Origin of the sequence: Variovorax sp. J22R115, assembly GCF_030317005.1 — a bacterium.
Classification (GTDB): Bacteria; Pseudomonadota; Gammaproteobacteria; order Burkholderiales; family Burkholderiaceae_C; genus Variovorax.
The window spans coordinates 117,180-130,843 of record NZ_JASZYM010000011.1 but is presented as its reverse complement, the minus strand read 5'-3'; the positions used below and the strand labels follow the sequence as shown (position 1 = coordinate 130,843).

Sequence of the window (13,664 nt, the reverse complement as noted above, 5' to 3'; positions counted from 1 at the left end):
AGACCGCCCATGAGCGACGCGAGCAAGCCTTTCGCCTTCAGCCAGTTCGTCCCGGGCTTCGACTTTCTCCGGAACCTGGCGAGCGGCAGCGCGTCGGCCGGCGCGAGCGCGGTGCCCGGCATGCCCAGCCTCTCGAGTTGGGTGGCGCCGACGCTCAGCGTCGAGGAAGTCGACAAGCGCATCCAGGAACTCAAGACCGTGCAGTACTGGCTCGAGCAGAACGGCCACGCGCTCAAGGCGACCATCCAGGCGCTCGAAGTGCAGAAGATGACGCTCTCGACGCTGCGCGGCATGAACGTACGGATGGAAGACCTGGCCAGTGTCTTCACGCGGCCGCCGAGCGCTCCGGCACCGGCGCCCGCGCCTTCGTTCCGTGCCGCGCCGCCGGCCCCCGAGCCGGAAGTCGAAGAGGAAGAGGAAGAAGAAGAGCAAGAAGAGGAAGAAGTCGAGGAGGAGCCCACTGCAAAGGCGAAGCCTACGAAGGCGTCCGCGGATGCGGCGGCGGATGCCGCTGGCGTCATCGACCCGATGCAATGGTGGGGCGCACTCACGCAGCAGTTCCAGCAGATCGCCAGTTCGGCGATGCAGGACGCCTCGCAGCTGAAGGTACCTGCCATGGCCCAGCCGCTGGCGGATGCGGTCGGCAAGGCAATGAGCCCGACGCCGGCCAGGTCGGCACGCAAGTCTGCTACCGCTGCCGCCAAAAAGACGGCACAGAAGGCACCTGCCACCGGTCGCAGCGTTGCTGCCGCCGGCAAATCATCGGCTCCTGCACGCAAGCGCGCGCGCGGACGCTGACCATCCGAAACGAACCCAGACAGAAAGCCGCGCGCATGAAGCTGTTTCCCTCCGGTCACGCCACCCATCCGCAATGGCGCATGGCGGCCGGGCTCGTGCTCGCCCAACTTCGGGCGCAGATGGCGCTGCCCGACTACGCCCGTTCGCCCTCCCTGGGCCTGCTCTACATCACCGACCACTACGGCGCCGACGCGCAGGAAATCCTCGACCACCTCGGCGCCGAGCTGCCCGAGATCACCGACTGGTCTGGCACGGTGGGGGTGGGCGTGGCAGCCAACAATGCCGAGTATTTCGACGAGCCGGCGCTCAGCGTGATGCTGTGCGAACTGCCGAGCGACCAGTACCGCGTGTTCTCGGGCGTGGCGCCGCTGGCCAGCTCGGAGATGAGCGGTTTTGCCGCCCACACGGCACTCGTGCACGCCGATCCGCGGACGCCCGAGCTGGGCGAACTGATCGCCGAGATGGCCGACCGGACCGACACCGGCTACCTGTTCGGCGGGCTCTCTTCCGGGCGAGCCGGTTCGCTGCAGTTCGCCATCGGCGGCAACGGCAACATCCGGGGCCATGGCGCCGTCGGCGGCGTTTTCTCGGGTGGCTTGTCGGGCGTGGTGTTCGGCGAAGGCGTGCGCCTGGTGTCGCGCGTCACCCAAGGTTGCCAGCCGGTATCGCGCGAACGCGAGATCACCGAGGCCGATGGCAACCTACTCCTCAAGCTCGATGGCGAGCCCGCGCTCGACGTGCTGCTGGACGACCTGCAGGTATCGCTCGATGCGCCGGAGCAGGCGGTCGAAGCCGTGCGCGCCACGCTCGTCGGTTTGTCCGAAGCCGGCAGCGATGGGCTCCGGCGCACCCGCGATCTCGGCGCCGACGTGCGGGTGCGGCACATCATCGGACTCGACCCGACGCGTCGCGGCGTGGCGATTGCGGACGTTGCCGAAGCTGGCATGCGCATGAGTTTCTGCCGGCGCAACGCGCAGGCCGCACGCTCGGACCTCATGCGCGTGTGCGCCGAAATCCGTGAGGAGCTGGAGCCGGAAGAGCAGACGCTGGCCACCGCTCGCGCGGTGGCCGCTGGTGAGGCCGAAGCGGCGCCGCATCCGGCCCGGCGCATCGCTGGAGCCGTGTATGTGAGCTGCTCCGGTCGAGGCGGGCCGCATTTCGGTTCGCCGGGCGCCGAATTGCAGATCGTGCGCCACGCGCTGGGTGACGTGCCGCTGGTCGGCTTCTTCGCCGCCGGCGAGATCGCACGGAACCACCTGTACGGCTACACCGGCGTCCTGACGGTCTTCACCAGCAACGACTAGCCGCGGCAGTCTCAGGCCGGCTGAAGGGTCGGCGAAGCGTTCGCGCGCAAGCCGGTGAAGGCGAAGTCCACCTCCGGCGCGAGCCCGCTCACGATGCGGGCAATCGACTTGCCCGATCCGCATGCGTGCGTCCAGCCGAGCGTGCCGTGCCCGGTGTTGAGGAACAGGTTTTGCAGCTTCGTCGCTCCGATCAGCGGCACGTTGCTCGGCGTCGCCGGGCGAAGGCCGGTCCAGAACTGGGCCTGTTCGGTGTCGCCGGCGCCGGGGAACAGCTCCTCGACGCGACGCACGATCGCCTCGCAGCGCACGCGGTTCAGGTCGCGGTCATAGCCGTTCAGTTCGGCCGTGCCGGCAATGCGGAGACGGTCGCCGGAAGCCGATGTGTAGCGCGAGAACACGAGCTTGAACTCGTCATCCGTCAGCGAGACCTGGTGCGCCTTGGAGGCGTCCTTGACAGGCAGGGTGACCGAGTAGCCCTTGGCCGGATAGATGGGCAGGCGGATGCCCAGTGGCGCAGCATAGAGCGGGCTCAGCGAGCCCATCGCGAGCACGAAGGCATCGCCGCGAATGCGCTGGAAGCGGCCTTCGTTGTCGGTGGCCTCGACGTGGTCGATGCTGCCACCGGCATCGCGCAACGCGGTCACCGTGTGGCTCATCAGGAACTTGACGCCGGCCGCCGTTGCCAGGTTCACGAGTTCGCGCGCGAAGCGGTTGGCGTCACCGGACTCGTCCTCGGCCGTATAGGTGGCGCCGGCCAGTTGGGGACGGATGTGCGCCAGTGCGGGCTCGATCTTCACGGCTTCGTCGGCCGAAATCACCTGGCGGTCGCAGCCCAGTGCGCGCATCTGCTCGGCGGGCTCGAGCGCGGCGTCGAACTCCTTCTGCGTCGTATAGAAGTGCAGGATGCCCTGCGTGCGCTGGTCGTAGCCGATGCCGGTGTCGCGGCGCAGTTGCTGCAGCGTGTCGCGGCTGTACGTGCCGAGCCGCACGATCTGCTCGATGTTGTGGCGGGTGCGCGCCGGCGTGCATTCGCGCAGGAACTGCAGGCCCCAGAGCCATTGGCGCATGTCGGCGCGAATGCGAAAGAGCAGGGGGGCATCTTCCTTGCCGAGCCATTGCAGCACCTTCAGCGGTGCGCCCGGATTGGCCCAGGGTTCGGCATGGCTCACCGAGATCTGGCCGCCGTTGGCAAAGCTGGTTTCGGCGGCCGGCGTGGCCTGCCGGTCGATGACGGTCACTTCGTGGCCGAGTTGCTGGAGGTAGTAAGCCGAGGTCACGCCGAGCAGGCCGGCGCCAAGAACGATCACGCGCATATCAAGACCCTTGAAGGTTGCAGCGCTTGAACGAAACGGAAACGGAAGCTGAAAAAAGAAAAAGCAACCGGACCGTGCGTCCAAGTTGCCGCTCCCCCTGTCCTCGGTACCTGAGAGATTCACCCGTTGCGCCCGCAACGGGTTTGCTCCTTCGGTGCATCACGCTCACATGCAAGTGGCGTGATGGCTCTCCAGACGGCTATGACAGTTGGTGCAGTACAGGCTCGTCTTGCGAGCCGACCTGAGCGTTTATGGGAGTTTGCGCCTTCGGTGGAGCCGCTTGCGCGGCCCGCTCTCCTGCAGTGGGGCGATTGTAGGGGCCCGGCGCCCTTTGCGCTACAGGCTTCGGAAGGCGAACTGGAGTTCGGGCCGCAGGCCGCTGACGATGCGGGCGATCGACTTGCCTGCGCCGAGTGCCGTGATCCAACTGGGGGTGCCGGGGGCAGTATTGAGGAAGAGGTTGGGCAGGCGCGTCTTCCCGATCATCGGCAGGCGATTCGTGCTCACTGCGTGCATCTCGGTGGCGAGAGAAGCTCGTGCCGTGTCCGCCGCACCGGGGAGCAGCTTTTCCACGCGTCTCAGGATGGCATCGAAGCGATCCGAATCCGGTTCGCGATCTTCCTCGAGGCCGGCGCGTACGGTGGCGGTGACGCGCAATTGGTCGCCTTCGGGGGTTTCGATGCGGGTGATGCGCAGCTTGCCTTGCACGTCGCGCAACGCGACGCGCGGGGCACGGGACGCATCCTTGACCGGTATCGTGACGATGTACTCGCGCACGAAGCGCAGCGGCATGTCGACGCCGAGGTATTCCGCATGCGGCACGCTGGATGCGCCCAGCGCCAGCACGTAGGCTTGCGCGCGCAGCGTCATGGGCTGGCCCGCGGGGTCGAGCAACTCGACGCGGTCGATGCGGCCGTCGCGGTCCTTCAGCGAAACCACGGTGTGCTTCGTCAGGAAGCGCACACCCGCAGCGCGGCACATGAAGACGAGACTTGCGGCGAACTGCGCAGGATCACGGGCCGGGTCTTCGACCGAATAGGTGGCTCCGGCGAGCTTCGCACGCATGGCCAGCAGCGCGGGTTCCATGCGGATCGCGTCGTCGGCCGAGAACAGTTGTTCCTCGCAGCCCAGTTCGGACCAGTGCGGCGCGCGCGCCAGGCGGGCGCCGAAGGCTTCCGCGCAGGTGAAGACATTCAGCAGACCGCCTACACGCGAGCCCTGGGGCAAGCCGCCCTCCTCCCGAAGCACGCGAGCGCTCTTGCGGCTGTAGGCGGCAAGACGCACGAGGTGTTCGCGGGGATCGCGCTGGGGGCGCGCGCCGATGGCCCTGTCGACCAGCCTGGAGACGTGCCGGCGCATGCCTGCGCGCAGCTTGGCCCATCTGCCCAGTGTGCTTCCCGTGCCCGTGGAATCGGCCCCGGAACACTGCGGCGTCGGTGCGCCGCCCTGCGGCGCCACACGGCCACGGGCCTTGGCCGCGGGCGTCGCATGCCGGTCGACCACGGTCACTTCGTGACCGAGCTGTTGAAGGTAATAGGCCGATGTGACGCCGAGCAAGCCGGCGCCGAGCACAACCACGCGCATGTCCAGATCCTTGTGGGATGACATGAACGGCGGGTGTTGGTGCTCACTGTGCGGAGCGGCCGTGACCCGAGGTTCAAACTGCCGCTCCCCCTGTCTCTGTTACCTGAGAGATTCATCCGGTGCGACCTGCAGCGGACTTGCTCCTTCGGTGCGCCACATGGCGTGGCGTCTCTCCAGTCGGCGATGTTTCAATCGGAAGCAGTGACCGAACCGCGAATGCGGTTCACCTGAGCGTTCATGGGAGTTTGCGCCATCGGTGGGACGGCAGTGCGTCCACTTTTCTGCAGCCCAAGATTTTATAGAGGAAACCGGTTTCTGTGTGTTTCAGGCTCGGCGCAGGCGCGTGAAGAGCTCGAACTCCCAGTTGCGCATGCCCAGCAGCAGGGTGTAGCCCTCGCGCTCCTTGGGCGAAAGCTTCTGGTCGGTCTGGTGCTGCTGTGCGAAGTCCTGCGCGACGCGCTGAAGACGGTCCAGGAAGGCGGGCGCGAGCGACTTGCTGATCGATCCGTGCACCAGCAGAAGCCCCTCGGCGGGGCCGTCGAAGCCGCCGCGGTAGTAGTCGAGCACGACGTTCTCGCGAAAGAAATCCATGACCGGGCCGTGGGGCCGCCAGCGGAAGGTCTTCGCCAGCTTCAGCCGGTAGCGGTTCAGCGGGCGCAGTTCGATGATGCCGATGCGGTCGAGCTGCGCCAGGTAGCCGATGCATTCGGCTTCGGTGATCCGGTAGGCGCCGACGATCTGCTCCAGCGTCCATTGGCTCAGCACGCAGATGGCCAGCAGCAGGAGCTTCTTGTCCTTGACCACCGCCTTTTCCTGCTCCAGCGTCAGTTCCTTGAGCAGCGGCTGCGCGTCGGCCACGCGCCGTGCGAGTTCGGCGAAATCGATCTTGAGGGCCCGGCAGATGGCATCGACCCGGGTGAGCGGCATGTCGCCCTTGGCAAGCATTCGCTTGACGCTGGATTCGGCCATGTCCAGCGACTTGGCGAGATCCGCGTAGGTCATATGGGCGTTCTTGAGTTCGTTCTTGAGGGCCTGGACCAGGTCGACGGTGGTGCTCATGAGGGGGGGCGGGTATTGCCGGCTGATACCGGGAGTGGTGGAAAAGTACGCCGTATCGATTTTCGATGCCGAACGGTGGGTTGACAACCTAGATTCCACCCCAAGCCAACCACCGGAGCCCGCCATGTCCCTGTCGTCCCTCTCCCACCGCGAACGCTGCCTGCTGTCGTTGTTCGCCCTGCTCGTGCTGGCAGCGGTCGTGGGGCCGGCGGTTCCCTCGTCCGGGCTCGGTGCGGCGCCCTTTGCCGATGGCCACGCCTGGCGCGGCCTGCCGAACGCCATGGACGTGCTGAGTAATCTGCCTTTTGCCGCGATCGGCATCTGGGGCCTGCGCTGGCTGCATTGGCTCGATCGCGCGCACGAACAAGCCCAGGATGCGGCGCCGCTGCCCCAGGCCGCATTCCAGCCGCCCGTCAATTCGCTGGATTGCGCGTGGATGTTCTTCGCGGGCCTGATCCTCACGGCCGTGGGATCGGCCTTCTATCACCTGGAGCCCGACAGCATGCGCCTGGCGGCCGACCGCGCCGGCATGGCCGTGGCCTTCGCCGGGCTGGTGGGCTTCGCAGTGTGCGAGCGGGTGAGTGCGCGCGCCGGCTGGCCCGCCGCCTGGTTCACGCTGGCAGGCGGGCTGCTGGCGGCGGCCATCTGCCACACCACCGGGAACGCGCTGCCCTGGGCGCTGGTTCAGTTCGGCGGCATGGCGCTGGTTGCGGCGCTGGCGCTGACCAAGCCGTTGAACGGCGCGATCGGCCTCAAGCTCGGCTGGGTGATCTTCTTCTACCTGCTCGCCAAGATGTTCGAGCTGGCGGACCATGCGATCTTCGAAGCGACGCATCAGTTCGTGTCGGGGCACAGCCTCAAGCACCTGACCGCGGCGCTGGCGGCGCTGCCGGTTCTGCATGCCTTGCAGGCCATCGAACGGCAAGCCCTGCGGCACAATCCGGGCGCCGCCACCGTGACGGCGTGAGGGATCCTGCCAGCAAGGCTTTACGAATGACAACATCCGCCGACGCGTCTCCCCCCAGCCTGCCCGATTCGCACGGGCACGCCAACCAGTTTGCCCTCCTGGGCCAGCGGCGCTTTGCACCCTTCTTCTGGACGCAGTTCGCAGGCGCGGCCAACGACAACCTCTTCAAGTTCGCCTTTACGGTGATGGTCACGTACCAGCTGCAGATCAGCTGGATGCCACCCGCCATGGCGGGGCTGGCGATCGGCGCGTTGTTCATCCTGCCCTTCCTGCTGTTTTCCGCCACGGCGGGGCAGCTCACGGACAAGTACGACAAGACGAAGATGATCCGCTTCGTCAAGAACCTCGAGATCGCCATCATGCTGGTGGCCGCGTGGGGATTCTTCCGGGGGGATGCCGCGGTGCTGCTGGGCTGCGTCTTCCTGATGGGGCTGCACTCGACCTTGTTCGGCCCGGTCAAGTTCGCATACCTCCCGCAGGTGCTGGATTCCCGCGAACTCACGGGCGGCAACGGCATGGTCGAGATGGGGACCTTCGTCGCCATCCTGCTCGGGCAGGTCGCCGGCGGCCTGCTGGTGGCGCTGCCGGAGGTCGGTCATGCGACGGTGGCTTTCGCCTGCGTGCTGCTGGCCCTGGTCGGGCGAGGCGTGGCACAGGCGATTCCGTCTGCACCGGCCACCGATCCGGGCCTCACGATCAACTGGAACCCGATCAGCGAGACCTGGCGCAACCTCAGGCTGGCCCACGGCAACCTCGTCGTGTTCCGATCGCTGCTGGGCATCTCCTGGATGTGGTTCTTCGGCGCGGTATTCCTGAGCCAGTTCCCGAGCTTCGCAAAGGAAGTGCTGCACGGCAACGAACAAGTCGCCTCGCTCCTGCTCGTGGTCTTCTCGGTCGGTATCGGCATCGGCTCGCTGCTGTGCGAGACGCTCAGCCGCCGTCAGGTCGAAATCGGCCTGGTGCCGCTCGGCGCCATCGGCATGAGCGTGTTCGCCATCGACCTGTACTTTGCATCGCGTGCGCTTCCAGCGCCGGGCGACATGGGTCTGGGCAGCTTTGTGCGCGAGCCGGCCCATTGGCGCGTGATGGCCGACCTGGGCTTGCTGTCGCTTTTCGCGGGCCTCTACAGCGTGCCGATGTACGCACTGATCCAACTGCGCAGCCAGCCCACGCACCGGGCGCGGATCATTGCGGCCAACAACATCCTCAATGCGCTGTTCATGATCGGCAGCTCGATCATCGCGGGCGCCTTGCTCAAGGCCGGCTTCACGATCCCGCAGATATTCCTGTTCACGGGTATCGCCAACGCGGTCGTGGCCTTCTATATCTTCATGCTGGTGCCGGAGTACCTGCTGCGCTTCGTGGCCTGGATGCTCTCCCGCTTCGTCTATCGCTTCGACGTGAAGGGTGACGAGCACATTCCAACCGAAGGTGCCGCGGTACTGGTCTGCAACCACGTGAGCTTCATCGATGCGGTGCTGCTGATGGCCGCGAGCCCGCGTCCGATCCGCTTCATCATGGACCACCGCATCTTCCGCGTGCCGGTGCTCGGATGGCTGTTCAGGCTGGCCAAGGCGATCCCCATCGCACCGCAGAAAGAGGATCCGGCGGCCTACGAAGAAGCATTCGCGCAGGCTGTGCAGGTGCTGCGCGAGGGCGACCTGCTCGCGATCTTCCCGGAGGGCGCGATCACGCGCGACGGCAGCCTGCAACCGTTCAAGGGCGGCGTGATGAAGATCCTGGAGTCCGCGCGTGCCGAAGGAATCGACGCGCCGGTCATCCCCATGGCGCTGACCAATCTCTGGGGCTCGTATTTCAGCCGGGTCGAGGTGCGCGACGGACAGAACGTCGCAATGGTGCGTCCTTTCCGGCGCGGGTTCTTCAGCCGGGTCGGGCTCAACGTCGGCGATGCGATGGCCCAGGCGGACGTGCAGCCCGAGGCCTTGCAGCGGCGCGTGAGCGGCTTGCTGAGCGCGTGACGGCTGTCTGATGGTCCTGCCCCTTTCGGAGGTGTTCTGGCACTCGCTCACCTGGTTCGGTGACAGCGGGTTTCTGTTGCCCGCCGCGCTGTGGATCGCGGTCTGGCTCGGCATCCGCAGCGCCACGCGGCCGTCCGCGTTGCTGTGGGTGGTGCTCTTCGGTGTCGGCGGCAGCCTGATCGCTGCGTCGAAGATTGCCTTCCTGGGCTGGGGCATCGGGAGTGCCACCCTCAACTTCACCGGCTTCAGCGGCCACACGGCGATTTCGGCCAGCGTTTGGCCGGTCGCGTGCTGGTTGACGGTCTCGCGCTATGAACATCGCGTGCGGGTTGCCGCTGCCTCGTTCGGCCTGGTGTTCGCCGCGCTCATCGGCGCATCGCGGCTGGCGATCTACGCACATTCCAAGTCGGAGGTCGCGGCCGGCTTCGCCCTCGGCGTGGCGGTCAGCGGCATCTTTCTCTGGCAGCAGCATCGCTTGCCGCATCCCCGTGTGAACTGGACGCTGGTGCTGCTCAGCCTTGCCACACCCATCTTCTTTCTTCGGCCGGGCAACCCGGCGCCGACGCAGGGCGCGCTCGAGGTGATCGCGATGCGCCTGGCGGGTACCGACCGGCCCTACACGCGCGCCGACCTGCTCGCGCGTCGCCAGAAGGCGTCCGGTATCGAATAAAGATACCGGTGGCGCAGGAAGTCGCCACCGGTGCATTAGTTCACGCTTTGCGGCGGAAGTGCGAAACATGATTCGCGCACTTTCACTTCGCCGCGAGGCTTCCATGCATCCCTTCTCTTCCAACGTCTCCATCCAGCGCGACACGCGCGCCTGGCAAGTGCAGGTCTGGGTCTCGTTCGGGTTGGCCGTGTTCCTGTGCGCCACCGGCTTGACCTGGCTGCCGGGACAGGCGCTGGACCGCGCTTTCATGGTGATGGGCTACGTGTTCTGCCTCTCGGCGGCATTCGTGCTCGCGAAGTTCGTGCGCGACAACCAGAGCGGCGCGGTCCTGAGCGCCGGCGACACGCCGATGTGGAAGCTGGTCGTCTGGGGCGGCTTCTTCACCGCGATGGGGCTGACGGGCTGGGGCCTGCTGCGGATGGACATCAGCGAGACCTACAAGGCCTTCCTCGGCGTGAGCTGGCTGTTCCTGATCAGTTCGGCCTTCACGCTGGCCAAGACGCTGCGCGACCGCCATGAAGCCGATCTCGCCGAAGCGCGCCTGCAAGGACGCCGTGAAGCCCGTGCCGAAGCAGGCGCCGCCCAATGACCAAGCAACCCGTTCACGACCTCTCTCAAGGAGTGCCCATCATGAAGCAGTACCTCACCACTGTTCTCGTCGCCGTCTGCGCGGCCCTGGCCAACGTGCTCGTTCCCGCGGAGGCTCACGCCCAGAGCGAAGCCTCCGCCGCCCTGTCGGTGTTGCCGGTGGCCTCCGTCGTCGGGGCGGCCTCGGCCACCGGTGCAGCGGCGAGCGCGGTGGTGGCCGTGCCGGCGGCCCTGTCGGTGGGCGGTGCCGTGCTGACCGTGGTCGCCATCGAGGCATCGGTCGACGGCACGGTCTTCCTGCTCGAAAGGGCGTCCGACGGTGCCCGGGCCAGCGTGAAGGTCCTGGGCAGGGTCGCCCATGGCGCTTCGATCGTCGTCGGCTCGACCGTCACCGTCAGCGTGATCGCCAGCGGCGTCATCCTGTCGGCGGCGGGTGAAGTGCTGGCCTTCGTACCCAATGCCCTTGGCCGCGCGCTGCTCTACAACGAGAGGCTGTCATGAAGCGCTCGTCCACCAACTTCGGGCCTTACGAACGCGAGTACCAGGCCCGCCTGTCGCGATCGCGGCGCCTGCTGAGGACCGCGTTGCACATGGTCCTGACGGCTGCTGCCGTCGCACTGGCGAGCGTGTTCCTGTTCCCGCTGGAGGCGCATGCGGGCCGGTCGTGCGAGCAGTCGAAGCCGAACGCCGCGGCAGTCATCAAGGGCATGCAACTCGCGGAACGCACGGCCAGGGAACTCGACGCGAGCGGCGAGCGCGTCGTGCTGCTCGCCCGTGCAGGGCAGGATCTGGGCAAGTACGGCCTGCGCTACTCGCACCTCGGGCTGGCCTACAAGACCGAAGCAGGCAACTGGCGTGTCGTGCACAAGCTCAACCAGTGCGGCACGGCGGTCGCCACTGTGTACCGGCAGGGTCTGGGCGAATTCTTCCTGGACGATCTGTGGCGCTACGAAGCGGCCTGGGTCGTGCCGACCCCGGCCGTCCAGGCGCAGTTGCTGGCGGCGCTCAACGAGTCGCCCGCGCGCGTCATCCGACTGCACACGGCGCCCTACAGCATCGTGAGCTATGCGTGGGGCCACAAGTACCAGCAATCGAACCAGTGGGCCGTCGAGACGCTGGCCGGCGCGATGGAACCGACGGCCATCCGGACCCGCGACCAGGCCCAGGCCTGGCTGCACTTCAAGGGCTATGAGCCGACGACGCTCAGGCTCGGCGCGCTCACCCGGCTCGGCGGCCGCGTGGGTTCGGCCAACGTGGCTTTCGACGACCATCCCAACGAGAAGCGCTTCAGCGACCGCATCGAGACGGTGACCGTGGACTCGGTCTTCGCCTGGCTGCCTCGCGCGGGGCTCGGCGCCGCGCCGGTGGTGCTCAAGCTCTAGACCAGAATCGTGCGATTCACGACCAGAACCTCCAACACGAAAAAGGAATGCGATGAGCAAATCCCTGCGCCTGTCCGAAAAGTGGTTTCGCCGCGGCCTCTGGCTGGTGGCGGTGGTTTTTGCGAGCTTCCTGATCGGACTGGGCAGCACGATCGTCGGCGACCTGCCGCGGGTCGAACACAAGCTCGAACTGGACGACTTCATCGACCGGGCCGCCGCGGAGCCGCTGCGCAACACGATCCGCGAAGGCAACCTCACGGAGCAGCAGGCGACGCGTGAACGCGAGCAAGCGGATCTCAAGCTCCTCACCGCCCAGCAGGCAAGCCGCGCGGCCCGCGAGACCTTCGCGAACTGGATCGCAACCCGACGCGCCACGGCGCAACCGGATCAGGACATCGAACTCGTCGCCCGCACCAAGGCGCTGGATGCGTTGAAGGTGAAGGAGGACGAAGCGCAGCGCGCGGTCGGTGTGCAGCGCCAGGTTGCGCTGGACGCCCGGCAGTCACGCCAGCGCGCGCAGCAGCAACTCGCGGCTCTGGAGAACGATGCGCGCACCAAGCTGGACGCGGAGTACCGACGGGTGGAGTTGCGCGTGTTCGGCTACCGGCTCGCCCTCACGCTGCCGCTACTGGCGATCGCGGGCTGGCTGTTCGTCAAGAAGCGCAAGAGCACGTGGTGGCCTTTCGTCTGGGGCTTCATCTACTTTGCGCTGTTCGCATTCTTCGTCGAACTCGTGCCCTACCTGCCGAGCTACGGCGGCTACGTGCGCTACGCGGTAGGCATTGTGGTGACCGTGCTGGTCGGGCGCTACGCGATCATTGCGCTCAATCGCTATCTGGCGCGCCAGAAGCTCGCCGAGGCGCAGCCGGACACGGTGCGCCGCAACGAATTGAGCTACGACACGGCGCTGGCGCGGCTCGCGAAGAGCGTGTGCCCGGGATGCGAACGGCCGGTGGACCTGAAGAACGCCGAGATCGATTTCTGCCCGCACTGCGGCATCGGCCTGTTCGACCATTGCCACGTGTGCGAGGCGCGCAAGAGCGCGTTCGCCAAGTTCTGCCACGCCTGCGGTGCGGGAGCCGCAGCGGCAAGCTCGCCGGGTCCGGCAGGCTTGCCGGGTCAGGTCCAGCCGGCGTCGACCACGTAGTTCTGTGCGGTGCACATCTTCGAGTCGTCCGCGGCGAGGAAGAGCGCCATGCTGGCGATGTCCTCGGCCATCACGCGGCCGGGGAGGCACTGGGCGGCGTCGATCTCGGCGCCCGACTCGGGCTTGACCCAGAGTCGCAACTGGCGCTCGGTCATCACCCAGCCCGGCACGATCGTATTGACGCGAATGTTCTGCTTGCCGAGGTCGCGCGCCAGCGAGCGCGTGAGTCCTTGGATGGCCGACTTGCAAGCCTGGTAGACCGGATATCCGGCACCCTTGATCATCCAACTGACCGAACCGAAATTGATGATCGAACCGCTGCCGAGTGCGCGCATGTCGTCCGCCACCGCCTGCGCGGCAAAGAACTGGTGCTTGAAGTTGATCGCCATCAACCGGTCGAAGTCCTCGCTGGTGACATCGGCCATGTCATGGCGGCGGTCGTTGGCTGCATTGTTGACGAGCACCTGGATGGGCCCGAAGCGCGCACGCACGGCGGCAATCGTCGCACGCAGCGCATCCACGTCGGTGACGTCGCATCCGGTGAATAGCACCTCGTTGTCGTTGCCCAGTTGAGCCGCCAGCGCCTGGCCGGCCTTGACGTCGAGATCGCAGAAGCCGACGTGGGCGCCCTGTGCATGGAAGGCGCGAACCAGCGCCTCGCCGATGCCGGTGGCGCCACCGGAAATGAAGACGGTGCGGCCGGCGAGCGATGGGTAGCGGGCCGATGGGGCAGGGGAGGTCGATTCGGTCATGAATGGATCCGTACGGGAGGAGGGTGACCGGGCGATTGCGCGGCCGGCGCGATTTTGATCCTCAACCGTGTCGCGTGCCACCCGTGTGAACGAGAATGCCGCGACCGCAATGATCCGTGGC

Annotated in this window: 13 protein-coding genes and 4 riboswitches; of the genes, 9 read left to right on the top strand and 4 right to left on the bottom strand. The window is 66.8% G+C overall.

Going from position 1 to position 13,664, the window contains the following annotated elements; genetic code table 11:
* Positions 1-9: 9 nt before the first annotated feature.
* Together QTI04_RS20215 and QTI04_RS20210 are read left to right on the top strand one after the other, a co-directional pair.
* A complete protein-coding gene (locus tag QTI04_RS20215) occupies positions 10-798 on the top strand; it encodes a PhaM family polyhydroxyalkanoate granule multifunctional regulatory protein (protein ID WP_286617255.1) in 789 nt (262 codons plus the stop codon).
* 35 nt (positions 799-833) lie between these two features.
* The gene (locus tag QTI04_RS20210) at positions 834-2,102 is read left to right on the top strand and encodes an FIST N-terminal domain-containing protein (protein ID WP_286601574.1); all 1,269 of its coding nucleotides are present in this window, start codon (positions 834-836) and stop codon (positions 2,100-2,102) included.
* An 11-nt stretch (positions 2,103-2,113) separates the two neighbouring features.
* Here the strand turns inward: QTI04_RS20210 and QTI04_RS20205 are convergent, their stop codons facing one another.
* The 3 genes from QTI04_RS20205 to QTI04_RS20195 all read right to left on the bottom strand — a co-directional run bounded on the left by QTI04_RS20205 (position 2,114) and on the right by QTI04_RS20195 (position 6,058).
* A complete protein-coding gene (locus QTI04_RS20205; protein WP_286617254.1) occupies positions 2,114-3,415 on the bottom strand; it encodes a D-amino acid dehydrogenase in 1,302 nt (433 codons plus the stop codon).
* A gap of 87 nt (positions 3,416-3,502) precedes the next feature.
* Positions 3,503-3,620: riboswitch (glycine riboswitch) on the bottom strand.
* 4 nt (positions 3,621-3,624) lie between these two features.
* Positions 3,625-3,725: riboswitch (glycine riboswitch) on the bottom strand.
* Positions 3,726-3,751: 26 nt separating this feature from the next.
* A complete protein-coding gene (locus QTI04_RS20200; RefSeq protein ID WP_286617253.1) occupies positions 3,752-4,999 on the bottom strand; it encodes an FAD-dependent oxidoreductase in 1,248 nt (415 codons plus the stop codon).
* Positions 5,000-5,079: 80 nt separating this feature from the next.
* Positions 5,080-5,186, bottom strand: a riboswitch (glycine riboswitch).
* A 22-nt stretch (positions 5,187-5,208) separates the two neighbouring features.
* A riboswitch (glycine riboswitch) is annotated at positions 5,209-5,293 on the bottom strand.
* Positions 5,294-5,323: 30 nt separating this feature from the next.
* Entirely contained in the window at positions 5,324-6,058 is a 735-nt protein-coding gene (locus tag QTI04_RS20195; RefSeq protein WP_286601578.1) for a helix-turn-helix transcriptional regulator, read from the bottom strand.
* A gap of 124 nt (positions 6,059-6,182) precedes the next feature.
* Here QTI04_RS20195 and QTI04_RS20190 point away from each other — a divergent pair, with 124 nt between their 5' ends.
* The 7 genes from QTI04_RS20190 (at position 6,183) to QTI04_RS20160 (ending at position 12,791) form a co-directional block, all read left to right on the top strand.
* Positions 6,183-7,025 (top strand): hypothetical protein, encoded by an 843-nt coding sequence (locus tag QTI04_RS20190; protein WP_286601579.1) that lies wholly within the window; start codon positions 6,183-6,185, stop codon positions 7,023-7,025.
* Positions 7,026-7,051: 26 nt separating this feature from the next.
* The gene (locus QTI04_RS20185; protein ID WP_286617251.1) at positions 7,052-9,004 is read left to right on the top strand and encodes an MFS transporter; all 1,953 of its coding nucleotides are present in this window, start codon (positions 7,052-7,054) and stop codon (positions 9,002-9,004) included.
* A gap of 10 nt (positions 9,005-9,014) precedes the next feature.
* Positions 9,015-9,674: a phosphatase PAP2 family protein gene (locus tag QTI04_RS20180; RefSeq protein WP_286601582.1), complete on the top strand. Its 660-nt coding sequence runs from the start codon at positions 9,015-9,017 to the stop codon at positions 9,672-9,674.
* Positions 9,675-9,777: 103 nt separating this feature from the next.
* On the top strand, positions 9,778-10,263 hold the full coding sequence (locus QTI04_RS20175; protein ID WP_286617249.1) for a YiaA/YiaB family inner membrane protein: 486 nt from the start codon (positions 9,778-9,780) through the stop codon (positions 10,261-10,263).
* A gap of 41 nt (positions 10,264-10,304) precedes the next feature.
* Positions 10,305-10,763, top strand: coding sequence for a hypothetical protein (locus tag QTI04_RS20170; RefSeq protein WP_286601585.1), 459 nt, complete (start codon positions 10,305-10,307; stop codon positions 10,761-10,763).
* 89 nt (positions 10,764-10,852) lie between these two features.
* Positions 10,853-11,644 (top strand): DUF2145 domain-containing protein, encoded by a 792-nt coding sequence (locus tag QTI04_RS20165; protein WP_286617418.1) that lies wholly within the window; start codon positions 10,853-10,855, stop codon positions 11,642-11,644.
* A 52-nt stretch (positions 11,645-11,696) separates the two neighbouring features.
* Positions 11,697-12,791, top strand: coding sequence for a serine endopeptidase (locus tag QTI04_RS20160; RefSeq protein WP_286617248.1), 1,095 nt, complete (start codon positions 11,697-11,699; stop codon positions 12,789-12,791).
* Here QTI04_RS20160 and QTI04_RS20155 read toward each other — a convergent pair.
* Complete coding sequence (locus QTI04_RS20155; protein WP_286617246.1) at positions 12,764-13,543, bottom strand: SDR family NAD(P)-dependent oxidoreductase; 780 nt, start codon at positions 13,541-13,543, stop codon at positions 12,764-12,766. The two genes, QTI04_RS20160 and QTI04_RS20155, sit on opposite strands and share 28 nt — an antisense overlap.
* Positions 13,544-13,664: the final 121 nt, after the last annotated feature.

Excerpts from the sequence above, each read along its gene's own strand:
- QTI04_RS20215 (WP_286617255.1), top strand. The coding sequence starts at position 10 with ATGAGCGACGCGAGCAAGCCTTTCGCCTTCAGCCAGTTCGTCCCGGGC.
- QTI04_RS20210 (WP_286601574.1), top strand. The coding sequence starts at position 834 with ATGAAGCTGTTTCCCTCCGGTCACGCCACCCATCCGCAATGGCGCATG.
- QTI04_RS20205 (WP_286617254.1), bottom strand. The coding sequence starts at position 3,415 with ATGCGCGTGATCGTTCTTGGCGCCGGCCTGCTCGGCGTGACCTCGGCT.
- QTI04_RS20200 (WP_286617253.1), bottom strand. The coding sequence starts at position 4,999 with ATGCGCGTGGTTGTGCTCGGCGCCGGCTTGCTCGGCGTCACATCGGCC.
- QTI04_RS20195 (WP_286601578.1), bottom strand. The coding sequence starts at position 6,058 with ATGAGCACCACCGTCGACCTGGTCCAGGCCCTCAAGAACGAACTCAAG.
- QTI04_RS20190 (WP_286601579.1), top strand. The coding sequence starts at position 6,183 with ATGTCCCTGTCGTCCCTCTCCCACCGCGAACGCTGCCTGCTGTCGTTG.
- QTI04_RS20185 (WP_286617251.1), top strand. The coding sequence starts at position 7,052 with ATGACAACATCCGCCGACGCGTCTCCCCCCAGCCTGCCCGATTCGCAC.
- QTI04_RS20180 (WP_286601582.1), top strand. The coding sequence starts at position 9,015 with ATGGTCCTGCCCCTTTCGGAGGTGTTCTGGCACTCGCTCACCTGGTTC.
- QTI04_RS20175 (WP_286617249.1), top strand. The coding sequence starts at position 9,778 with ATGCATCCCTTCTCTTCCAACGTCTCCATCCAGCGCGACACGCGCGCC.
- QTI04_RS20170 (WP_286601585.1), top strand. The coding sequence starts at position 10,305 with ATGAAGCAGTACCTCACCACTGTTCTCGTCGCCGTCTGCGCGGCCCTG.
- QTI04_RS20165 (WP_286617418.1), top strand. The coding sequence starts at position 10,853 with ATGGTCCTGACGGCTGCTGCCGTCGCACTGGCGAGCGTGTTCCTGTTC.
- QTI04_RS20160 (WP_286617248.1), top strand. The coding sequence starts at position 11,697 with ATGAGCAAATCCCTGCGCCTGTCCGAAAAGTGGTTTCGCCGCGGCCTC.
- QTI04_RS20155 (WP_286617246.1), bottom strand. The coding sequence starts at position 13,543 with ATGACCGAATCGACCTCCCCTGCCCCATCGGCCCGCTACCCATCGCTC.